29 protein-coding genes and 1 tRNA gene are annotated in these 20,452 nt (G+C 64.1%); 11 read left to right on the plus strand and 19 right to left on the minus strand.

The features are described from left to right. Nucleotides 1-2: 2 nt before the first annotated feature. From NKJ08_RS01520 to ureC, 7 genes are all read right to left on the minus strand, one after another. A complete protein-coding gene (locus NKJ08_RS01520; RefSeq protein ID WP_352683012.1) occupies nt 3-770 on the minus strand; it encodes a class II aldolase and adducin N-terminal domain-containing protein in 768 nt (255 codons plus the stop codon). Nucleotides 771-854: 84 nt separating this feature from the next. After that, nucleotides 855-1,496 carry an urease accessory protein UreG gene (gene ureG, locus NKJ08_RS01525; protein ID WP_352525818.1) on the minus strand — a complete coding sequence of 214 codons (642 nt, stop codon included), beginning with the start codon at nt 1,494-1,496 and terminating at the stop codon, nt 855-857. Continuing rightward, nucleotides 1,493-1,933, minus strand: coding sequence for a DUF3995 domain-containing protein (locus NKJ08_RS01530; RefSeq protein ID WP_352525817.1), 441 nt, complete (start codon nt 1,931-1,933; stop codon nt 1,493-1,495). The genes ureG and NKJ08_RS01530 overlap by 4 nt, the downstream gene beginning before the upstream one ends. Beyond that, nucleotides 1,930-2,628 carry an urease accessory protein UreF gene (locus tag NKJ08_RS01535; RefSeq protein WP_502906285.1) on the minus strand — a complete coding sequence of 233 codons (699 nt, stop codon included), beginning with the start codon at nt 2,626-2,628 and terminating at the stop codon, nt 1,930-1,932. Before NKJ08_RS01535 ends, NKJ08_RS01530 begins: the two co-directional genes overlap by 4 nt. Further along, nucleotides 2,615-3,199: an urease accessory protein UreE gene (locus NKJ08_RS01540; RefSeq protein ID WP_352525814.1), complete on the minus strand. Its 585-nt coding sequence runs from the start codon at nt 3,197-3,199 to the stop codon at nt 2,615-2,617. Before NKJ08_RS01540 ends, NKJ08_RS01535 begins: the two co-directional genes overlap by 14 nt. A 56-nt stretch (nt 3,200-3,255) precedes the next feature. Next, the gene (locus NKJ08_RS01545; protein ID WP_352781024.1) at nt 3,256-3,849 is read right to left on the minus strand and encodes a hypothetical protein; all 594 of its coding nucleotides are present in this window, start codon (nt 3,847-3,849) and stop codon (nt 3,256-3,258) included. Between the two features lie 47 nt (nt 3,850-3,896). Further along, the gene (gene ureC / locus NKJ08_RS01550) at nt 3,897-5,609 is read right to left on the minus strand and encodes an urease subunit alpha (RefSeq protein ID WP_502906286.1); all 1,713 of its coding nucleotides are present in this window, start codon (nt 5,607-5,609) and stop codon (nt 3,897-3,899) included. Nucleotides 5,610-5,776: 167 nt separating this feature from the next. Here ureC and NKJ08_RS01555 point away from each other — a divergent pair, with 167 nt between their 5' ends. Next, complete coding sequence (locus tag NKJ08_RS01555) at nt 5,777-6,160, plus strand: hypothetical protein (protein WP_352781027.1); 384 nt, start codon at nt 5,777-5,779, stop codon at nt 6,158-6,160. Nucleotides 6,161-6,286: 126 nt separating this feature from the next. Further along, complete coding sequence (locus NKJ08_RS01560; RefSeq protein WP_352474746.1) at nt 6,287-6,781, plus strand: hypothetical protein; 495 nt, start codon at nt 6,287-6,289, stop codon at nt 6,779-6,781. 50 nt (nt 6,782-6,831) lie between these two features. Here the strand turns inward: NKJ08_RS01560 and NKJ08_RS01565 are convergent, their stop codons facing one another. Genes NKJ08_RS01565 through NKJ08_RS01585 form a run of 5 tightly spaced genes read right to left on the minus strand, consistent with a single transcriptional unit; the run spans nt 6,832 to nt 9,221 of the window. Continuing rightward, a complete protein-coding gene (locus NKJ08_RS01565; RefSeq protein WP_352476983.1) occupies nt 6,832-7,137 on the minus strand; it encodes an urease subunit beta in 306 nt (101 codons plus the stop codon). 7 nt (nt 7,138-7,144) lie between these two features. Then, nucleotides 7,145-7,735, minus strand: a complete 591-nt coding sequence (locus tag NKJ08_RS01570; RefSeq protein ID WP_352525961.1) for a HupE/UreJ family protein — start codon at nt 7,733-7,735, stop codon at nt 7,145-7,147. 35 nt (nt 7,736-7,770) lie between these two features. After that, nucleotides 7,771-8,028 carry a DUF1272 domain-containing protein gene (locus NKJ08_RS01575; RefSeq protein ID WP_352525809.1) on the minus strand — a complete coding sequence of 86 codons (258 nt, stop codon included), beginning with the start codon at nt 8,026-8,028 and terminating at the stop codon, nt 7,771-7,773. A gap of 19 nt (nt 8,029-8,047) precedes the next feature. Continuing rightward, complete coding sequence (locus NKJ08_RS01580) at nt 8,048-8,350, minus strand: urease subunit gamma (RefSeq protein WP_023677011.1); 303 nt, start codon at nt 8,348-8,350, stop codon at nt 8,048-8,050. Between the two features lie 28 nt (nt 8,351-8,378). Beyond that, nucleotides 8,379-9,221 carry an urease accessory protein UreD gene (locus NKJ08_RS01585; protein ID WP_352781030.1) on the minus strand — a complete coding sequence of 281 codons (843 nt, stop codon included), beginning with the start codon at nt 9,219-9,221 and terminating at the stop codon, nt 8,379-8,381. Nucleotides 9,222-9,421: 200 nt separating this feature from the next. Here NKJ08_RS01585 and NKJ08_RS01590 point away from each other — a divergent pair, with 200 nt between their 5' ends. From NKJ08_RS01590 to NKJ08_RS01600, 3 genes are all read left to right on the plus strand, one after another. Further along, nucleotides 9,422-9,676: an acyl carrier protein gene (locus tag NKJ08_RS01590; RefSeq protein ID WP_006325998.1), complete on the plus strand. Its 255-nt coding sequence runs from the start codon at nt 9,422-9,424 to the stop codon at nt 9,674-9,676. 4 nt (nt 9,677-9,680) lie between these two features. Next, a complete protein-coding gene (locus tag NKJ08_RS01595; protein ID WP_352781033.1) occupies nt 9,681-10,889 on the plus strand; it encodes a beta-ketoacyl-[acyl-carrier-protein] synthase family protein in 1,209 nt (402 codons plus the stop codon). A 127-nt stretch (nt 10,890-11,016) separates the two neighbouring features. Next, on the plus strand, nt 11,017-11,721 hold the full coding sequence (locus NKJ08_RS01600) for a glutathione S-transferase family protein (RefSeq protein ID WP_352525802.1): 705 nt from the start codon (nt 11,017-11,019) through the stop codon (nt 11,719-11,721). A gap of 15 nt (nt 11,722-11,736) precedes the next feature. Here NKJ08_RS01600 and NKJ08_RS01605 read toward each other — a convergent pair whose 3' ends face one another. From NKJ08_RS01605 to NKJ08_RS01615, 3 genes are all read right to left on the minus strand, one after another. Continuing rightward, entirely contained in the window at nt 11,737-12,120 is a 384-nt protein-coding gene (locus tag NKJ08_RS01605) for a hypothetical protein (RefSeq protein WP_352781036.1), read from the minus strand. An 86-nt stretch (nt 12,121-12,206) separates the two neighbouring features. Further along, nucleotides 12,207-12,827, minus strand: a complete 621-nt coding sequence (locus tag NKJ08_RS01610) for a nucleoside triphosphate hydrolase (protein WP_352781039.1) — start codon at nt 12,825-12,827, stop codon at nt 12,207-12,209. Nucleotides 12,828-12,904: 77 nt separating this feature from the next. Further along, nucleotides 12,905-14,011 (minus strand): hypothetical protein, encoded by a 1,107-nt coding sequence (locus NKJ08_RS01615; protein WP_352781040.1) that lies wholly within the window; start codon nt 14,009-14,011, stop codon nt 12,905-12,907. A gap of 254 nt (nt 14,012-14,265) precedes the next feature. Here NKJ08_RS01615 and NKJ08_RS01620 point away from each other — a divergent pair, with 254 nt between their 5' ends. Then, nucleotides 14,266-15,159 (plus strand): D-alanyl-D-alanine carboxypeptidase family protein, encoded by an 894-nt coding sequence (locus tag NKJ08_RS01620; protein WP_352781042.1) that lies wholly within the window; start codon nt 14,266-14,268, stop codon nt 15,157-15,159. A gap of 38 nt (nt 15,160-15,197) precedes the next feature. On the opposite strand, the gene NKJ08_RS01625 is transcribed toward NKJ08_RS01620, so the two are convergent. Further along, nucleotides 15,198-16,007 (minus strand): AraC family transcriptional regulator, encoded by an 810-nt coding sequence (locus NKJ08_RS01625; protein ID WP_352781044.1) that lies wholly within the window; start codon nt 16,005-16,007, stop codon nt 15,198-15,200. Nucleotides 16,008-16,344: 337 nt separating this feature from the next. Between NKJ08_RS01625 and NKJ08_RS01630 the strand changes: the two genes are divergently transcribed. From NKJ08_RS01630 to NKJ08_RS01640, 3 genes are all read left to right on the plus strand, one after another. After that, nucleotides 16,345-17,265 (plus strand): zinc-binding dehydrogenase, encoded by a 921-nt coding sequence (locus NKJ08_RS01630; RefSeq protein WP_352781046.1) that lies wholly within the window; start codon nt 16,345-16,347, stop codon nt 17,263-17,265. 160 nt (nt 17,266-17,425) lie between these two features. Further along, nucleotides 17,426-17,502, plus strand: a tRNA-Arg gene (locus NKJ08_RS01635). A 242-nt stretch (nt 17,503-17,744) separates the two neighbouring features. Next, the gene (locus tag NKJ08_RS01640; RefSeq protein ID WP_352525791.1) at nt 17,745-17,978 is read left to right on the plus strand and encodes a hypothetical protein; all 234 of its coding nucleotides are present in this window, start codon (nt 17,745-17,747) and stop codon (nt 17,976-17,978) included. Nucleotides 17,979-18,035: 57 nt separating this feature from the next. Here NKJ08_RS01640 and NKJ08_RS01645 read toward each other — a convergent pair whose 3' ends face one another. After that, on the minus strand, nt 18,036-18,350 hold the full coding sequence (locus NKJ08_RS01645; protein ID WP_352781156.1) for a hypothetical protein: 315 nt from the start codon (nt 18,348-18,350) through the stop codon (nt 18,036-18,038). 73 nt (nt 18,351-18,423) lie between these two features. After that, nucleotides 18,424-18,942 (minus strand): metallophosphoesterase, encoded by a 519-nt coding sequence (locus NKJ08_RS01650; RefSeq protein ID WP_352781048.1) that lies wholly within the window; start codon nt 18,940-18,942, stop codon nt 18,424-18,426. A 206-nt stretch (nt 18,943-19,148) separates the two neighbouring features. Between NKJ08_RS01650 and NKJ08_RS01655 the strand changes: the two genes are divergently transcribed. Together NKJ08_RS01655 and NKJ08_RS01660 are read left to right on the plus strand one after the other, a co-directional pair. Beyond that, on the plus strand, nt 19,149-19,481 hold the full coding sequence (locus NKJ08_RS01655) for a hypothetical protein (RefSeq protein ID WP_502906287.1): 333 nt from the start codon (nt 19,149-19,151) through the stop codon (nt 19,479-19,481). Between the two features lie 101 nt (nt 19,482-19,582). Continuing rightward, nucleotides 19,583-20,131 carry a DNA-3-methyladenine glycosylase gene (locus tag NKJ08_RS01660; protein WP_352525787.1) on the plus strand — a complete coding sequence of 183 codons (549 nt, stop codon included), beginning with the start codon at nt 19,583-19,585 and terminating at the stop codon, nt 20,129-20,131. A 33-nt stretch (nt 20,132-20,164) separates the two neighbouring features. Here the strand turns inward: NKJ08_RS01660 and NKJ08_RS01665 are convergent, their stop codons facing one another. Next, nucleotides 20,165-20,431 carry a DUF3606 domain-containing protein gene (locus NKJ08_RS01665; protein ID WP_023677031.1) on the minus strand — a complete coding sequence of 89 codons (267 nt, stop codon included), beginning with the start codon at nt 20,429-20,431 and terminating at the stop codon, nt 20,165-20,167. Between the last annotated feature and the right edge of the window lie 21 nt (nt 20,432-20,452).

The following is a 20,452-nucleotide window of genomic DNA, read 5'->3' on the forward strand; positions in this document are numbered from 1 at the left end:
ATTCAATTCCGGTAGGCAGGCTCCTGCTCGTCGAGGATCGCCTTCAGTTCGGACAGGTGGCGTTCGGCCTGGTCGGGATAGTCTTCCTGTTCCCTTGCCGCCTTTTCGGCGATCTCGTCCGACAGTACCCGCAGCGGCCGGCCGGTCCACAGCGCCTTGATATAGGTTTCGGCGGCGCGCTCGAAATAGAACATGCGGTTGAAGGTGTCGGCGACGCTGTCGCCAATGACCAGCACACCATGGTTGCCCATCACCATCACCTTGACCTTCGGGTCGACAAGGAGTTGCGAGCAGCGCTCACCCTCTTCCTCGAAGGCCAGCCCGCCATAATGACCGTCGACGACATGGCGGTTGAAGAAGATCGCCGAGTTCTGGTCGACCGGCGGCAGCGTCGAGTCCGCCAACGAGGCAAGCACGGTGGCATGGATCGAGTGGACATGTATGACGCAGCGCGCATGACGCACATTGCGGTGGATGGCGCCATGCAGGCCCCAGGCCGTCGGGTCGGGCGCATTCGGGCCGGCCAGCGTGTCGGGATCGTTGGCGTCGATCAAAAGCAGGTCGCTCGCCTTGATGCGCGAGAAATGCACCTGGTTGGGGTTCATCAGGAATTGCGAGCCATCGTCGTTGACGGCCAGCGAGAAATGATTGGCCACCGCCTCGTGCATGTTGAGCCTCGCCGTCCAGCGGAAGGCGCAAGCGAGATCGACGCGCTCATCGTAGAATGGCAGGTTGGTCAACGGCTCCTTCTGCAGGCGGGCGATGCTCATCGTAAACCTCCGTGAAAGAGGCAAGGATGCCGCGCGGCTGCAACGCGCGCAACCGGTTTCGTTTGGTGCAGACAAGCACCGTTACTATGCCGCCGTGCTGGTGGCCGTGCCGATCCGAAGCCCGCCATGCTCGACGATGAAATCGATCACCTCCTGCAGCCCCTTGCCGCGCGACAGGTCGGTGAAGCCGAACGGCCGCTTGCCGCGCATGCGGGCAGCGTCGCTTTCCATGATTTCGAGATTAACGTTCACGTAAGGCGCAAGATCGCTCTTGTTGATGACCAGGAAATCCGACCGCGTGATTGCCGGCCCGCCCTTGCGCGGGATCTCCTCGCCTTGGCAAACCGAGATGACATAAAGCGTCAGGTCGGCCAGGTCCGGCGAGAAGGTGGCGGCGAGGTTGTCGCCGCCCGATTCGATGAAGACGATATCGAGATCCGGGAATTTTCTGGTCATCTCGGCGATTGCCTGCAGATTGATCGAGGCGTCCTCGCGGATGGCGGTGTGCGGGCAGCCGCCGGTCTCGACGCCGATGATGCGGTCCTCGGGCAGCGCCTGCAGGCGGGCCAGCATCATGGCGTCTTCCTTGGTGTAGATGTCGTTGGTGACGACGGCGATCGAGAACTCGTCGCGCAACGCCTTGCAGAGTTTCTCGGTAAGCGTCGTCTTGCCCGAGCCGACCGGGCCGCCGATGCCGATGCGAAGAGGACCGTTTGGGGACGTCATGTGGAGAACTCCGTCAAGGCAAGAATGGCGAAGCCAAGCCCGATCAGCAGGCACAGTGGCGAATAATAACGCCGATCGAGCCGCTCGAAAGGCTGCTCGGGCGTCAGCCGGCGCCACCACGGCGTGAAGCCGGCAATGCCACGCGCCAGAAAAACCAGCGCGATGAGCAGCGACGTGGCGGCAAGCCCGGCCTTAGGAAAGGGCGTGGCAAAGATGCCCTCGAGCGCCATCGGCCACAGTGTCGCAAGGCCAAGGCAGGCGGCAACGGCGAAGCAGGCGAAGGGCGCCGGCATCTCGTCGACGCCGCGAAAGCCGATGACCGCACGGGCGCAGGAGGCGGCGTCCCTGCCCGGCCAGATGCCGCCAATGCCCCAATAGACATGCAGTGCAGTGATCAGCAGCAGGACGAGCGAGAGGGCGAAAGCGAGGACGATCATGAGCGGAACAGTCGCGAATACTGGGTCTCGTGCGTCATTGCCATTATGTCGGAGATAAAAGCGCAGCCGCCGAGATCGTCGAGCGTCGATCCGGCAGCGCGGGCGGAAGTGGCCAAGGCCAGCGGCTCGAAGCCGGCGAGCAGCGTCATCGCAGCGCCCTGGCCGAGGACGCCAAGCCGGATCGCGGCCTGGACGAGGTTGGAGAAGAAGGCCTGCAGGAAGGCAGCCAGCGCGTCCTGCAGCGCAATGCCGTGGCCGCCGGCAACAGCACCGACGACAACGCAATAGGCGCATTCGGGCGGCAGGCGGCGGTCCAACACCTGGCACGGCCAGGCCGAGGCCGCTTTCAGGAAGGCGGCGCCCTGCAGCATCGTCTCGGTATGGCGCTCGCGCGAGCCCGCCAAGGCCTCGGCGAGTGCGGCAATTTCGGTGAGATCGCCGGCTTCACGCGCCCGCCGCCAGCTTTCGGCAAACAGCACGGCATCGTTCCAGCCCGAACCCATCTCGACCAGCGTCTCCAGCCATACGGCGAGGTCTTTGCTGTCGGCAACCAGCCCGGCATGAACGGCTTGTTCCAGACCATGGCTGTAGGAAAAGCCGCCGACCGGGAAGGAAGGCGACAGCCACGCCATCAGCCGCAACAATGCGATGTTGGAAGGCTGGGCGACGTTGGAAGGCTGGTCAGTCATGGTCATGGTCGTGCGAATGGCTGTGGGAATGCGATTCGCTATGGGTATGGGAATGCGCTTCGGCATGGCTGTGCGCATGCGCCTCGGCATGAGCATGGCCATGGCCGCCATGGCCGGAATAAGCGCCGCGCACCGGCTTGAACGGTTCGGAGACATCACTCACGGTCGCACCCAGCCCTTCCAGCATCGCCTTGATGACATGGTCGCGCAGGATGAGGATGCGGTTAGCCTCGATGGCGGCGGCGAGATGGCGGTTGCCGATATGCCAGGCGAGCTCGGCCAGATGGACAGGTCCGCTGGCCCGGATATCGCAGAGCGGCTCCTCGGCCGCGATGATCTCGATTTGGCGGCCATCCTCCAGCACCAGCCGGTCGCCATCGTTCAAGGCCACCGGTTCGGGCAGGTCGACCAATACCCTGTCGCTACGGGCCGTTTCGATGGCGCGGCGGCGCAGATGCCGCTCGTCATGGGCAAGCACCGCACTGTCATATGGCGTCGTCGCTCCGGCTTCGCCTGCGGCCAGGACGGAGACGGCGCGCGGGAATTTGGTGAAGTCGGTGCGGATATCGAGCTTCATGTAAGACTGCCTTTCGCAAAAAGCCTAGACTATCCGGTTCCCCGCCCTAATGGCGCTCAAACGATCGTGTCGAAGAGCCGCAGGATAAACGATATCTGGTAGACAAGCGCGGCGGCGACAAAGGCGATGTGAAAGCGGCGGTCGCGCAGCAGGATCGCAACGACGCAAAGCGCGACGAAAACCGGCGTGCGGATCAAATATTCAACGCCGAAATGGGCGAAATGCGCCGGCCCTTTCAGCAGCGTATCGACCACGTCCAGCAGATAGGTCGCCGCCAGCAGGCCGAAGAACCAGGCACGGCGCGAATAGAAGAAATCCTCATAGCTGGTGTAGTCCAGCATCGAGTCCGGGAACAGCAACGCGCAGAGCAGGAACAGGGTGACGGCGTAGAAAATGATGAACGGGTACTTGCCGAAGGTCCAATTCTCGATCTGGAACAGACCGAACTCCCACCACCAGAAATGCACCAGCATCAAAAGCACCGACGCGACCCAGGCCAGATGCACGGGATAGAGCCGGTACTGGCCGGGATGCTGGACGATGCGGGCGAGCCCCGACAAAAGGCGGGTGACGCCAAGGCCGATCACCATGCCCAGGACGATGCGGATATGCGGGAAGATGTCGTGGGCGTAAGGAAGTTGCTGGTCCATAGGCCTCGCGCGGCACGTTCTACATCGGGCGTTCTAGCGCCTATGGTTCAGAACAGGAAGTAGCGCTGCGCCATCGGCAACACGGTGGCCGGCTCGCAGGTGAGCAATTCGCCGTCGGCGCGGACCTCGTAGGTCTCGGGGTCGACCTCGACATGCGGCGTGGCGTCGTTGAGGACCATCGAATGCTTGCCGATGCCGCCGCGGGTGTTCTCGACCGCCATCATCTGCTTGTCGACGCCCAGCCTGCCGCGCAGGCCGGCCTCCCGGGCGGCCTTCGAAACGAAGGTCACCGACGAATTGGTCATCGCCTTGCCGTAGGCGCCGAACATCGGCCGGTAGTGCATCGGCTGTGGCGTCGGGATCGAGGCGTTGGGGTCACCCATGGGAGCGGCGGCGATCATGCCGCCGATCAGCACCATGTCCGGCTTGACGCCGAAGAAGGCCGGGTTCCACAGCACAAGGTCGGCGCGTTTGCCGACCGCCACCGAGCCGATGTCCTTCGACAGGCCATGCGCGATGGCTGGATTGATGGTGTATTTGGCGATGTAGCGGCGGACGCGGAAATTGTCGTTGTTGCCGGTCTCCTGCGGCAGCGAACCGCGCTGGCGCTTCATCTTGTCGGCGGTCTGCCAGCAGCGGATCGCCACTTCGCCGACACGACCCATCGCCTGGCTGTCCGACGAGATGATCGAGAAGGCGCCGATGTCGTGCAGAATGTCTTCGGCGGCGATGGTTTCCTTGCGAATGCGGCTTTCGGCAAAGGCGATATCTTCGGGGATCGACGGCGACAGATGGTGGCAGACCATCAGCATGTCGAGGTGTTCGGCCAGTGTGTTGATCGTGTAGGGGCGGGTTGGATTGGTCGAAGACGGAATGACGTTGGGCAAGCCGCACACCTTGATGATATCAGGCGCGTGGCCGCCGCCGGCGCCTTCGGTGTGGAAGGCATGGATGGTGCGGCCTTTGATCGCCGCGACCGTGTTTTCGACGAAGCCGGACTCGTTCAGCGTGTCGGTGTGGATCATCACCTGCACGTCGTAATCGTCGGCGACCGACAGGCAGCAGTCGATTGCAGCCGGCGTCGTGCCCCAGTCCTCATGCAGTTTCAGCGAGCAGGCACCCGCGAGCACCATCTCCTCGAGCGCGGCAGGCAGCGACGCGTTGCCCTTGCCTGACAGGCCGATATTCATCGGGAAAGCATCAAAGGACTGGATCATGCGTGCCAAATGCCACGGCCCAGGCGTGCAGGTGGTGGCCAGCGTGCCATGCGCCGGACCGGTGCCCCCGCCGAGCATGGTGGTGATGCCCGACATCAGCGCTTCCTCGATCTGCTGCGGGCAGATGAAGTGGATATGCGCGTCGAAGCCGCCGGCGGTCAGGATCTTGCCTTCGCCGGCGATGATCTCGGTGCCCGGGCCGATGATGATGCCGACGCCGTCCTGCGTATCCGGGTTGCCGGCCTTGCCGATCGCGGCGATGCGGCCGTCCTTGATGCCGATGTCGGCCTTGACGATACCGGCGACGGCATCGACGACCAGCGCATTGGTGATGACGGTGTCGACAGCGCCTTGCGCCCGCGAAACCTGGCTCTGGCCCATGCCGTCGCGGATGACCTTGCCGCCGCCGAATTTCACCTCCTCGCCGTGAAGGGTGAAATCCTTTTCGACCTCGATGAACAGCTCGGTGTCGGCGAGCCGGACCTTGTCGCCGACGGTCGGGCCGTACATCTGGGCATAGGCGGCGCGGGTGATTCTAGCCATCAGCAATTGCTCCCGAAATACAGTCTGGTCGAAGCCGGGTCCCACATTGCCGCCATCCTATGGTCACGCAATGACCCGCTGAGCGACACTTTCCGATCCCATTTAGCGTTTGAGGTGGCCGGGCCACCCCAAAACGACCACTTGCCAATCGATGGAAAGGAACATCCATGCGCAAAACAATCCTTCTGGCAGCCGCCGCCACGCTGGTGCTCGCAACCGCCGCCAGCGCCCAGCAACAGCCTGCGCAGCAGCCCAGTCCGGCGCCGGCCGCGCCTGCTCCAGCCGCGCCCGGGGCGCCGCCGCAGGCGCCCACCATCCAGGCGATCAATGTCGTCGATATCAAGGATCTGCCGGCGGACACTCAGGCCAAGGTCAACCAGGTGATCGCCAAGCGCAGCGACGCCGACCTGCAGAAACTGCGCGGCTCGATCGACGCGACGCCGGAGGTCAAGTCCGCGCTCGAAGCCAAAGGGCTCACCTCGGCGCAGGTGATCGCCGCCAGCATGAGCACCAATGGCGCGCTGACGCTGATCACCAAGAAAGCGAGCTGACGAGACGAGGCGGCGGGCCGGCACAAGATCAGCCCGCCGCCTCGCAAAGGGAACCTTCACAGGGGAAGTTACGTTTCGGTCCTGTCGCCCTGACACCAGCCTCGAAAAGGACCCTGAGAACGAGCGATGGCGATCACCACCTTCTCCGACACCAGATGGCTGCATGGGATTGCTGCGACCGCGTTTTTGGCAGCCAGCATTCCGCACGCCGCGCTGAACGCGCAGAGCCTCGACAGCGCCGAGACCGTCAACCGGATCGTCGGCTCGGAGGTCGGGCAGGAAGAGACCAAGACAAATGCGGAAGCTGGCAAGGTCAGCTCGGCGATCGATCGCACGCGTGAAAACATCGCTGCCGTGCGCAAGACATCCAAGCTCGACAAGGTCGATATCGTGTTTCTTACCGACGCCGCGCGCACCGAAGGCGGCCCGCCGCCGGCGATCGAGAACAAGGTCAGGCAACATCGGGACGACATTGCGGAGTTGCGCAAGGAGATCGAGGCGAACGCATTGCTGTTCAACGCGATCGACTCGCGGCGTGTGCAGACCGAGGACGTTCTGGCGGTTGAATTCGATGATCCGGGAAAGGTCGTCATCTATGCGGCGGCCAAGCCGCCCGGTTAAGCTTCCCCTGGCTAAGCTCTGGTGAGCATCTGCAGCCGATGCGGTCGATCTCACAGCTTGCCCATGATCTTCTGCTGAAATCCGTAGACCTCGCGCTTGCCGCCGAACGGCACTAGCGTAACGTCGCGCTCCTGGCCGGGCTCGAAGCGCATCGCGGTGCCGGCGGCGATGTCGAGGCGCATGCCCCGCGCCTTGTCGCGATCGAATCTCAGCCCTTCATTGGTCTCGAAGAAATGATAGTGGCTGCCGACCTGGATCGGCCGGTCGCCGCTGTTGGCCACCTTCATGGTGACCGTCGGCAGTCCCTTGTTCAGTTCGATCTCGCCGCTTGCCGTGATGATTTCGCCGGGGATCATCGCGGCCTCACAGGACGAAGGCGAGGCCGGCGCCAATCGCGGCACAGGCGACCCCAGCGGCGCGGGCAAGCCCGCGGAAACGCCAGCCGAGGTTGAGACCGGCAGTGATGCCGACGGCGTGGAGCAGCGCGGTGGCAAAGGCAAAGCCCGCCATATAGCCGAGCCCGCCGGTATTTTCAGGCACCTCGGTGCCGTGGGCGTAGCCGTGGAACAGCGCGAACAGGCCGATGACGGCGACGCCGGCCGAGACGGGAAGATCGACCGCGAGCGCAACCAGCAGCCCCAGCGCCACGGCGGACGCCAGTATGGCCGGCTCGACGAAGGGCATCGGCACATGCAGCATGCCGAGCGCGCCGCCGGCCAGCATGACGGCTACGAAGGCCAGCGGCCATGCCCAGATCGCTTTGCCACCCTTGAGCGCCGCCCACAGGCCGACGGCGATCATCACCGTCATATGATCGAGGCCGGAGAGCGGGTGGATGAAGCCGGTGGCGAAAGAGGAAGCCGTGCCGACGCCGACATGGGCATAGGCAGGCATTGCTGCTGCCAGCAGCAGGGCCGCCGAGAGGGCTGCGCGTTTCATCGTAGCGGGGATCATCGGCGTACCTTCCATCTTCGAGATCATCATGCCTCTCACGCCGCCTTGCGGGCCGGGCCGCAGCCCTCTGCCTTGAGAATACGCTTGGTCGAGGCCGGATATTTCTTCAGCATCGCTGCCGGACGGATCGGGCGCGGCGAGAAGTTGCCGCCGCAATTCGGACAGACGCCGCCGAGCACGTTTTGTGCGCAGTCGGCGCAGAAAGTGCATTCGAAGGTGCAGATCACCGCATCCGTCGCATCGGGCGGCAGATCCTTGTCGCAGCATTCGCAGTTGGGACGCAGCTCAAGCATTTTCCTCTCCTTGGCGGTGTTATCTGATCGGCTCGTGCACGGTCACCAGCTTGGTGCCGTCGGGAAACGTCGCCTCGACCTGCACATCGTGGATCATTTCGGCAATGCCTTCCATCACCTGGGCCCTGGTGACGACATGGGCGCCGGCCTCCATCAACTCGGCGACCGCGCGGCCGTCGCGGGCACCCTCGACGACGAAATCGGTGATCAGCGCGATCGCTTCCGGATGGTTGAGCTTGACGCCGCGTTCGAGCCGCTTGCGGGCCACGATCGCCGCCATGGCGATCAGCAGCTTGTCCTTCTCCCTCGGCGTCAGATTCATGCTTTTTCCTGCGGTGGCGTAATCGAAATCAGAGTGACCATAATTTGGGCAGGCCCGCCCGCCCGTTGAGCAATTCGACAAGCGGCACCAGCCGCTTGCGGAGCTGGTAGCCGTCCTCGGCGAACAGCCTCGCAAGAAGCTTGCCAGATTTCCGCACGCTCCAGAAACTGACGCCGCCCTGGCCGCCGACTATGCCCCGCGCCGGCTCGAGCAAAGCCTCTGCCCGCGACGAGACCATCAGCAGCGTCGCCACAGCGATGCCGCCGCCGGCAACCGCAGTACGGTTCAAGGTGGCCGCAATGTCCGGCCCGACGCGGAACTCCTCGGCGTGAATCAGCGCTCCGTCCTGGCCGACGCGCCAGCGGTCGTGGAAATGGCCTTGCGCTGCCCGTTCACCCATGGCCAGGCGGCCGAAGACGGTGGCCTCCAGGATTAGCGCCTCGGCTCCGGTGGCAAGCTCCACGTCGAGCGTGCGGGCAAAGGCCGAGCGGTCGAAGACGATGGTTTCCTGCGGCAGCCAGGCAATGTGGCCGTCTTCGCCGACGGTCAGCTTCACCCGCACTTCGGCGCGGTCGGATGCGGCTCGGTAGATTTTCTCGCAGGCCTGCGTTGTTATGGTTGCGGAGGCGCCGGCACTGACATCGACCACCCAGGCGAGACGGTCGCCGCCGGTCAGCCCACCGGCAGTGTTGATCAGGACGGCTTCGAGCGGATCGGCTGAGACCGCCGGCATGCGGATCTTGGCAGAGCCGTCCTGGTACAGGCGCCGAAGACGCGTGCGGCCACCGTTCCAGTCGCAGGCAAGCCGCGCGACGCCGGCAACGCGCTGGGCCGGCGGCACTGAGGTCAAGCTATATGCGATCGTATCCACGACACCAACGTTAAGCACTGCGGCGGCTTTGTCGATATATAGCTTGTTGCTTGACAGCGTTTCGGTTTCTATAGAGGGAGCCACCTTGATACGATTATCGGCGCCTGGCGGGGTAAAAGGCGACGGTGACGACGTAATCGAGGACAAAAAGGGCGCTGATCAGTTGGCGTCGGGAAACGATAGGTTGGGGAAGAAACCGAATGGCTGACCAGCTGGCAACCGATATCATCGCCAAGATCAAGGCTCATGCCGAGCCGGGCGGCGAGGAAATCACCACCAATACTGAACTGACCGCCCTTGGCATCCATTCGCTGGAACTAACGGAAATCATCTTCGATCTCGAGGAAGAGTACGGCATCGAAATCGAGATGAACACGGTCGATGCCTGGAGCAATCTGAAGAATGTCGGCGACATGGTCGAGGCGGTTCGCGCGCTGATCGCGAAAAAAGCCTGACTGAATGCACAAGCGCATCGTCATCACGGGCATCGGTGGGTTATGCGGGCTCGGCACCAATGCACCAGCAATCTGGAACGAGATGCGCGCCGGCCGTTCGGCAATCGGCGCGATCGTCAATTCCGAGCTGCATGACCTGAAGGTCAGGGTCGGCTGCGAAATCAAGGCGCTTCCCGATCACGGCATCGACCGCAAGCAGGTCGTGTCGATGGATCGCTTCAGCCTTTTGGCGACGATCGCCGCGCGGGAGGCGGCACAGCAGGCGGGATTGAACGCGCACGCGGCCAACACCTACAGGATGGGCACCATCGTCGGCGTCGGCGTCTGCGGCTGGGAGGCGATAGAAGAGAGCTATCGCGCCATCCTGCTCGAAGGCAAGAACCGCGCCGGCATCTTCACCGTGCCGAAAGTAATGCCGGGCGCTGCGGCCGGCCACGTCAGCATGAACCTTGGTCTTCGTGGGCCGGTCTTCGGCATCACCTCTGCCTGCTCGTCATCCAATCACGCCATTGCCTCGGCCGTCGACCAGATCAGGCTCGGCCGTGCCGACGTCATGGTTGCCGGCGGAACCGATGCGCCGCTGGTCTGGGGCATCCTGAAGGGCTGGGAGGCCCTGCGGGTATTGTCGCCGGACACCTGCCGGCCGTTTTCGGCCGATCGCCAAGGGCTTGTGCTCGGCGAAGGCGCCGGCATGGTGGTCCTGGAAACCTATGAGCATGCCATGGCGCGCGGCGCCGCCATCCTTGCCGAAATCGCCGGCGTCGGCCTTTCCGCCGACGCCTCCGACATCGTTGCGCCGACCATCGAAGGGCCGGAGGCGGCGATGCGCTTCTGCCTCGTCGATGCCGGCCTCAATCCGGAGGACGTCGACTATCTCAACGCGCATGGCACCGGCACCAAGGCCAACGACCAGATCGAAACGGCAGCGATCAAGCGCGTCTTCGGCGACCATGCCTACAAGCTTTCTATCTCCTCGACCAAATCGATGCACGCCCACTGTCTCGGTGCGTCCGGCGCGCTGGAAATGATCGCCTGCGTGATGGCGATCCGCGAAGGCATCGTGCCGCCGACCGCCAACTATCGGGAAGCCGACGCCGACTGCGATCTCGACATCACGCCGAACGTGGCGCGCGAGCGCGCGGTGCGCACCGCGATCAGCAACAGCTTCGCCTTCGGCGGCACCAATGCGGTGCTGGCGGTCAAGGCGGTCTGACGGCCAATCCCGTGCCCGAGCAGTAAAACTTTTCGCCGGTGACATTGATCGTACCGGGTGCTGCTCCTAACTCTCTGCAACCCGCCATGACCGTGCCGTTCGGCGCGCTCCCCGACCAGGAGTTTCAATGACCGATCTGTCCGCGTTTCCGATTGCCACGCGGTGGCCGGCAAACCATCCCGACCGCATCCAGCTTTATTCGTTTCCGACGCCGAACGGGGTGAAAGTGTCGATCGCGCTGGAGGAACTTGGCCTGCCCTACGAGCCGCATGCCGTCGACATCGGCAAGAACGAAAGCTGGACGCCGGAATTCCTGTCCTTGAACCCGAACGGCAAGATACCGGCGATGATCGATCCGAACGGCCCGGGCGGCAAGCCGATCGGCCTGTTCGAGTCCGGCGCCATCCTGCTTTATCTCAGCGACAAGACCGGCAAGCTGGTCCCGGCAGACACAACGCTGCGTTATGAGACGATCCAGTGGGTGTTCTTCCAGATGGCTTCGATCGGGCCGATGTTCGGCCAAGTCGGTTTCTTCCACAAATTCGCCGGACGCGAAATCGCCGACAAGCGCCCGCTGGAGCGCTACCGCGACGAGTCGCGGCGGCTGATCGGCGTCCTCGAAACGAGGCTCAAAGGCCGCAGCTGGATCATGGGCGACGATTACACCATCGCCGACATCTCGCTGCTGGGCTGGGTGCGCAATCTGATCGGCTTCTATGAGGCGCGGGAACTCGTCGGTTTCGATGATTTCCCCCGCGTGGCCGCATGGCTGGAGCGCGGCCTCGCCCGCCCGGCGGTGCAGAAGGGCCTCACCATTCCGGCCAGAGCCTGATCGTGACTGGCCCGGCTACTTTGCCTTGGTCCGCGGTTTTGAGCCGCTCTTGCCGACTACGGAAGCGGCAAGCGACGCCGCACCTTTGGCGGTCGCAAGCACCGCACCAGCAGCAACGTTGGCCGTCGCTTTGACAGTGCGCATTGCGCTGCCAGCGATCGATCCTCTGCTGCTTGCCGGCTTTTTGGGTCCGGCGGCTTTGGGGGCCGCTGCCTTGGGTGCAGCGGCTTTGGCCGCGGCAGGCATCACCTTCTTCGGCGCTGCCTTGCCAAAGCTAGGCTTTGCCGCATCCTTGGCGCGGGCTGCCACTGCCGGGCCGGCGCTGGTTTTCGCTCGAGTTGCTTTTGATCGTGTTGCCCTGCCCTTGGCGGGCGCAGGCTTTCTTGCCATGGTTTCCATCGAACGGTTCCCTCATGGGCACAATTGCCGTGTCCGGGATAACGGCCTGAAACTGCTAAGGTTCCGGCCGGGCGGTTCCTTGCAAGTCAGGCCAGGTCGCCGACCACCAGGTCGGCGGGCCGCCGACGGGCAAGCACGCGGTCGATGTTCGGCATGTCGTTAGAGGCGATCCAGGCGCGCGCGTCCTCGTCGGAGCGGCCGTGCTCGTGCCATCGCGCCATCAGTCGGCGCTCGAGCTCGGCGCGCGGCACATCGACGAAGATCGAGAAGTCGAACAGCGGCGCCAGCCGCGTCCAGGGTTCCTCGTCGAGCAGGAGATAATTGCCTTCGACCAGGATGAATTTGGTCTCGGCGGCGACAATCGCAGCAGCGGCGCGCGACAGCTCCATGCTGCGGTCGAAGACCGGGATGGCGATATCCGGCTCGCCGGCGCGGATGCGCTTCAGCAGCGCTTCGAGGCCGGCAAAATCAAAGGTTTCCGGGGCACCTTTTCGCTGGCGAAGGCCGCGTCGATCGAGCACGACGTCATCGTAATGGAAGCCATCCATCGGCACGACTTCCGCCGTGCCTTCCGGCAGCAGGTCGTGCAAGCCTGCCGACAATGTCGACTTGCCGGCGCCGGGCGGACCGGCAATGGCAACGATGAAGCGCGGCGCCTTGCCGGCGCGCTTGAAAATGGCAGCAGCGATATGGGCGATTTCTGACATTGGCCCCCTTACGGTAGGTTCTGGCGCATTTTGGCGGCAGTTTTCGAAAATTTCAAACGCCGGATTGTGCCAAGCCTTCAATCGGGCCTGGATTGGCCGATCCGCAGGAAATCGCTGTCGAAGGCGATGTCGCGCACGGCACCGTCGGCGGCCAGGATGCGCATGCGGCCCGGCGAGGTCGTGACGTCGCGCGGCGGCTCGCCGGATGGCCACGGCAGCGCGCCGATGACATGGCGGAACGAAAAACTGCGCCCTTCAGAAAGGGCAAAGGCGGTCGCCACGCTTTCATGCTTCAGCCAGTTGTCGCCGAGCGATGCGGCATGGCCGACGGCCGTGCGGCCGTCCTCGATGCCGAGCACGCCGCGGTGGCGGCCGCTCCACGGCGCATAATCGCGCCCGCCATTGCTGACCCACAGCATGGTGACCGGCAGTTCAGCCGGGTTCTTCAGCACCAGCACGAGATCGGCTTCCGCCTGGCGCGCCAGTGCGGTCCAGCCCGGCCCGCCATGATCGGCCTCGACCAGCGTGACGAAGGCCTCCCGCAGCTGGGCCATGCGATACCCGGGCCGGGCGATCGGGCGGCGGGGGGGGGCGGTAACGCGCGGCCGGGCGGGGCAACGCGCCGGGTAGGCGAGCAAAGAGCGGCCGCGGGCCGGATCGGGCTCCGGCGGCTCGTTCGGCGTCGCGGCAAGGCGCTTCGGCGAGAACGCCAGCCTGCCGCCGGTCTTCATCACCGTCATCGGATGGTGGGCGACGGGAATGGCGCCGGAGCCGCCGGAAAAGACGTGCTCCTGATAGAGAAAGGAATGATCGTCGCGCAAGGTCAGGATCTTGTCGACGGTCGCGCCCATGACCGGGCGCTGCAGCCGGAAGACGGCGCGCCAGCCATCGGCCGTTGCCGCGCTGTCAACGACCTCCCAGCGACTATTGGCCGGCCAGCCATGCAAAGGTGCCTCTTCGACGTCGCTGATCGAGAACGGCGCGCAGAGGAAATCGCCGGACAGGTGGACCGTACCTTCAGGCAGGTCTTTCGGCAGCGTCTCGCGCGGCTCGCCGACCCAGGGTGCGCGATGCAGCGGCTTCAGCCGATGGCCATCGATATCGACCGCCATGTCGGCGAGATGGCCGACGGCAAGATCGACCGATACCGAAATGCCCTTTGCCGTGATCGTGACCGCATCCATGTGCACCTACCGATTCTGCCAGCCCGATTCTGGCGGCCCAATTCTGCCGGCGCCAGCAAAGCCCACTCGCCGCCGGTTGCGCAAGCGGTGCGGCCGGCAATTCACATCAAACGGCGGCTGTATCGACGCAGCCGCCACGTGGGCCTGTGGACAGACACCCATCCAGGGCCCGAGCGATATTAACCAAATGGACTGCGCCCTTGCGTTAAGATAGCTTCGCGTCGTCTCAGAAACAGCCTGCCTTCGGAACTGACTTGTCCGCCTTGCGCTTACTTCCGCTCATCCACAAATGTGTCGCGGTGCTTGCGCTGCTGCTGTTTGCCGCCGGCTGCACGACGGTGACGCCCCCCGACAGCGTGCTGGCCGTGCCGGCGCCGCCGCAGAAATATGCCGCGATGGTTATCGATGCCGGCACCGGCAAGACGCTGTTCGAGGTCAATTCGACGGCGCCGCGTTATCCGGCGTCGTTGACCAAGATGATGACGCTCTACCTTCTGTTCGAGGCGCTGGATTCTGGCCGCATCAGCAAGGAGACACAAATTCCGGTGTCGGACAACGCCGCCCGGCAGCCGCCGACCAAGCTGCGGTTCAGGCGCGGCGAGACGATCGACGTCGATTCGGCGATTCGCGCCATCGTCGTCAAATCGGCCAATGACGTGGCGGTCGCCGTCGCCGAATATCTCGGCGGCAGCGAAGCGGCGTTCGCCGGCATGATGACCGCCAAGGCGCGCCAGATCGGCATGAGCAGCACCGTCTTCCGCAACGCCTCGGGCCTGCCGGACGGGGACCAGCACACGACGGCACGCGACATGGCGGTGCTCGGCATCGCGCTGCACGCCCGCTTCCCGCAGCACTTCCACTATTTCTCCGAAAGCGACTTCATGTTCCGCGGCAGGCTGGTGCGCGGCCACAACGACATGCTCGGCCGGGTGCGCGGCGTCGACGGCATCAAGACCGGCTACATCAGAGCTTCGGGTTTCAACATCGTTACCTCCTATAATGCGGACGGGCACAGGCTGATCATCGTGGTGATGGGCGCCGACAGCGCGCGCCAGCGCAACGACCACGTCGAGGCGCTGATCCAGCGCAGCCTGTCGACGACGACGGCGAACGCGACGACGCGGCTGCTGTATGCCGATGAGCAGTGAGGGGCGACGGCCGAGCAGGCGGCGGATCAAGGCGCTCATCAGGCGACAAACGTGGAACCGCCGTTTTGCGCGACACTGTTGAGATATTTTGCCGGTGGCTTGCCAAGCGCTTTCTTGAACATGGTGATGAAGGCCGTGACCGAACCGTAACCGAGATCGGCCGAAACCTGCTGCACGCTCGCGCCTGAGGCCAGCTCCCGCATTGCGACGATCAGGTGCAATTGCTGGCGCCAGCGCCCGAAGGTCAGCCCTGTCTCCTTTACCACGAGACGTGCGAGACTGCTCTCGCTGAGCGCAACGCGATTGGACCATTCCGCCAGGGTGCTACGGTCGGCAGCATCTTCCGCCAGCGCCGCGGCGATCCGCCTCAAGCGCGGCTCGGACGACATCGGCAGGTGTAGCTGCTGAACAGGCATACGCGGCAGTTCGGTTAGCAGAACCCTGGTCAGGAGCTCGCCCCTTGCGTCATCGTCCTCACTGCGATCCGCCAGCTCGATAATGAGCTCGCGCAGCAGCGGCGAGATCGAAAGCGTGCAGCACCGGTCCGGCAGATCGGTAGCTCCTGGCTCGACGTATACGAAAAAAATCCGGGCATTGGCGGTCGCGACATTGCTGTGCTCCATGCCACCCGGAATCCACACCCCGCAATGAGGCGGCACCATCCACAGGCCGCTGGGGACGCGACATGTGACGCCACCTCCCAGCGCGAAGACAAGTTGCCCTTTGCGGTGGCGATGGTCCGGTACCTCCGCCTTGGTCTCGGTAACCTCAACGCGCACGGCAATTGCCGGTACGAGGATGTCATCCGGATCGAAATTCGGCCAAGGGTAGCGGAGCGGCTGTCTCATATTGACTTATTTTAGCGATCAAGTGCCATGATATCTAAATTATTCCATCGGGAAAGTCGATAGGCTCCGACTTGCGAATGAGTCAGGAGCCTGCAAAGACGATGAGAAAGATTGTTCAGACGCCTAGCGGCCGTGCTGAAAGACCGGGCCGTGGATCCCATCGTCAGCGGCCATCTGAGGCAGCGACGGGAAGAGCTTGGCCTATTTGGCACGCTACCCAACATCCGGCGTGCGGCCGGGCTCTGAGATCATCAGCGCCCCGCCTGTGCCGCCAAGCCGAACAAGTCCGAGGCATAGCAGGCCACGCGTCCACCCCGCAGCAAGGAGGCATGACCCCATGCTCGCCTTAGTCACCTCTCTCGACAGCGCCACCGGGTTGCGGCTCGCCGAGCTTGGCGAGCCCGAGCCCGCCCCGCACGAGGCGCTGGTCTCGGTCCGCGCCGTCTCCGTGAACCGCGGCGAACTGCGCCTGCTCAACATCCGCCCGAACGGCTGGATACCTGGCCAGGACGTCGCCGGAATTGTCGAGCGCGCCGCGGCCGATGGCTCTGGGCCAGCCGTCGGCGCCCGGGTTGCGGCTTTGGTCGACCAGGCCGGGTGGGCCGAACGTGTCGCCGTTCCAACCGACCACCTCGCCATCCTGCCGGACGACGTCAGCTTCGTCTCCGCCGCCACTGTTCCGGTCGCAGGCACGACCGCGCTGCGGACCCTGCGCCTCGGCGGAGACTTGGCCGGCCAGCGAGTCCTGATTACGGGCGCAAGCGGCGCGGTCGGTCGTTTCCAGATCCAGATCGCCCGCCAGCAGGGCGCGTCGGTGGTGGCGGTCGCCGCCGCCCGGCATGCCGCGGATCTCCGCAGCCTCGGAGCCGAGCGGGTCGTCGAAACGATCGAGCTGGCCGAAGGACTGTTCTCGCTGATTACCGAGTCGGTCGGCGGCAACAGCCTCGCCCATGCGATCGAACGGGTGGCGCCTGGCGGGACCGTCGTCATGTTCGGCTCGAGCAGCGGCGAACTCACGCCCATCGGCTTCCGCCAGTTCGTTCCGGGTCACGAAGGCGCGCGGCTGCAGACCTTCGCCTACTACACTTCCGGTCCGGAGGTAGGCGCCGACATCGCCTCGCTGCTCGCGCTAATCGCAACCGGCCGGCTCGAAACGCGCGTGGCGCTGACCGTGCCGTGGCGGGACGTCGCTCAGGCCCTGGACGCGCTGCGGCAGCGCAGCATCAGCGGCAAGGCAGTCCTCACCATGACCGAATGAGCAGGCGGTGGCCGCAGGGGACAGTGTTCTGTTCCCAAGGCTGCTACGGCAACTTAGGCCCGCCCGCGATTGCCCGTTGAAGCCGGCGCCTGCTTCCGCTAAGAAGCCGTGGCTGGCCGGTTACCCGGCTGGTTCGTTTTTGGGATCGCCGATCCTGAAGGCACCCGTAGCTCAGCTGGATAGAGCGCTGCCCTCCGAAGGCAGAGGTCACAGGTTCGAATCCTGTCGGGTGCGCCAACATACTAGGGGGTCCATTCCGGACACATAGGTTACGATTTATACCGGAGACATGGTGGACTGCACCCATCTCTCGGGAAGGGCACGATCTGCTGATCCTCCTGGTTCAGCCATATCTCGTAGACCGAACCTCGAATCCAGCCCTGCCCGCCCATGACGATCAGCTTCGATCCCGGCGATCGCCTGGAACTCAATCGGCCTCGAATGATTTGTTCGTGAGATAAATTCGAAGGAGCGCCCCCGTGCCCGCACCGCCCGAAATGGATATCGTTCTCGAAAAGCTTCCTTTGAGGATCGGCGCCTACATACCCGACGACTTGCTGGAGGATTGGTTCGCGCCGGGAACGGGCATGAACCCGGTCAGCAAGGAGGCGCTTGCCGCCGCGAAGAACTACGGATGGCGCTTCGAATGTGAGTTCAAGCACTACCCCGAACGCAAGGAAGGCGTGTTCTGGAAGTGGGTGCCGGCGATCTGATCCGCGCTCGACAGCCGAAGCTTGACTGAAACGGGTCGCCAAGCCTGTCGAATCCCCTCAGCCGCCACCAATGGGCGTCATCACCTTGCCGGTTCCGCCGCATTCGGGGCAGGTCCGGCCGTCGACCATGCCGGTGCCTGAGCAGCGGCGACAAATATTCTCGCCAGCGCCGGGAATACCTGCCGGAACCTCGTCCGTGTTGGTTTGGCCGGCCTGCCGGCCCTGCAGCTTGTTTCTCAACCGGGCGACCAAGCCTTCGTCGACCTCAAGCGGCTTGCTGCTGTCGTCCGGCAGGCCTTCGCCGGATTGGCCGATGGTTTCATTGCGCGGCCGGTCATTCATGCCTGTCGTGATCTTTGATGTCTGAGCCATTGCAGTTGCCCTTACGCCTTGCACTTTTCGAACGCCTCAGCTCCGCAGAGGTTCCGGTTGCGACCAGCAGCCTTCAGCCGGGCTTTCGCCGGGCCGCGCTTCTGCCTCGGCTGCCAAGAATGGCGGCAAGTGTGACCGGACGAAAATCCCAGCTGTCGACGCCGACGTCATACTGGCGCGTGACGGGGGTGAGCCTGCCGTGGGAATGGCCATGCAGATCGATCGACCTCCTGCCGATCTGGTTCCAGGTGCGAAAAGGATAATGGCAAAGGATCAGCAGGCTACCGTCGAGCGTCAGTTCCTTGTAATGTTGCGTGCTCGCCCAACCCGTCGCGTCGATGGTGGCTGCGCCATCGTTGTTGCCGATGATCAGATGCTTGCTGCCATGGAGGGACGACAGCAGCGACGACACGAATGCGGCCGACCGCTTGGCAAAATCGCCGAGATGCCAGACTTCGTCGTCCGGCCCGACAGTCTCGTTCCAGAACGCAATGAGGGCCCGATCATGTTCCGCCAACGAGCCGAACGGACGGCGATCGATGCGCAAAATGCGCGGGTCGCTGAAATGCGTGTCGGCGGTGAAGTAGATCATGTGCGTTCGTTGGAGCCTGCTGTCGAACAGCCGCGCATGTGGGCGCGTGACTCGCCAAGTCCATCCTGCTCTCCGTGATGCCTGCCCCAACCCGCCCGATCGCCGGTTGTTCCTGGAAGGATGCTCTGGCGGTTTTCCGCTCGCCGGAACTTTGAAATGAGACGCAGGTTAGGACGCGTGACGCCGATGTTCTGAAGGAACCCTCGATGATGGCCGACGCAGCACCTGTTGGGCGGACCCCGCCACGGGCAAGGGGAGATATCGATGCCGGGCGCGAAGGGGATAAGACGCCAGGTATCGACCCGGCTGCCGCTCCCGTGGAAACTGACGCGGAATCCGCCGGCAACCCTTCGGCGAAAGACCCGTCTCCGCCCCGCAAAACGCCGAAGTTCACCAACCAGGCGAGCTATGCCGATGCGATGCGCCCGCTCAGGGATGAGCCCGACGTCCAGCCGCGCAGATACGGGCCGGTCCTGGTGATTGCCGCCTTCGTCGTGCTGGCCGCTGCGGTTTTCATCGGCGCGGCCATGCTGCGCTGAATACAGCCGATCCAGACCGGAGGCGCAGTGGCTGGACATTTTGCTTCCGGTCCGAGAATTTGTTGTCGCGCCAGGCCCAGGCGCGATCAGTCCGGTGCACGTTGACCACGAACCACCAATTCTTTGCCCGAGACGCCGCCATCGTCGCGCGCGACATGATTGGCGCGACGCTGCTCTTGCACGGCGTTGGCGGCATCATCGTCGAAACCGAAGCCTATCGCCCCGATGATCCGGCTTCGCACGCTTTCGGTGGCAGGACGGTGCGCAACGGCGCAATGTTCGGCGCCCCGGGCAGCGCGTATGTCTATCGCTCCTATGGCCTGCACTGGTGCCTCAATGCCGTGTGCCTTCCCGGCAGTGCCGTGCTTATCCGCGCAATCGAGCCGCGATCAGGGCTGGACGTGATGCGGGCCAATCGCGGCCTTGACGATGCCCGACTGCTTTGTTCGGGGCCGGGTCGTCTTTGCCAGGCACTGGCGATCGGTAAATCCCATGACGGGCTGCCGCTGGACGAGCCGCCATTCGAATTCAGGCCGCCGAGCGAAGCCAGCGCCATTTTGACAGGCCGCAGGATCGGCATTTCCAAGGCTGTCGATGCCGAGTGGCGGTTCGGACTGCGCGACTCGGATTATTTGAGCCGCAAGTTCTGATGCCCGCCGCAGCGGCGGAGCAGTTGCCTGGCATCACTCGTCGGGTTTACCGAGATGCATGGGTGTCGCCTGCTGGCGGGCTTCTCTGGTCACCTCGTCGGCTCCGGCAGGTGAAATCCCTCGCAACGCCTTCGCGGCTACGGTCAGCCGGCCGCGATCATTGCCGAAGCTTTTGATCAGCTGACGGACCTGATCGGCGGTAATGCCGTTCTGTTGGGCAAAATACTCGACTTCACGGTCGTCTTCCGTAGAAACGCGGTCGCGCTCGCGGAAATCTCGCTTGCTCTTATCGTCGGCCATTTTTTCCTCCTGGTGGAGCTT

It is taken from the genome of Mesorhizobium sp. M0244, from assembly GCF_040321795.1.
Taxonomy (GTDB): domain Bacteria; phylum Pseudomonadota; class Alphaproteobacteria; order Rhizobiales; family Rhizobiaceae; genus Mesorhizobium.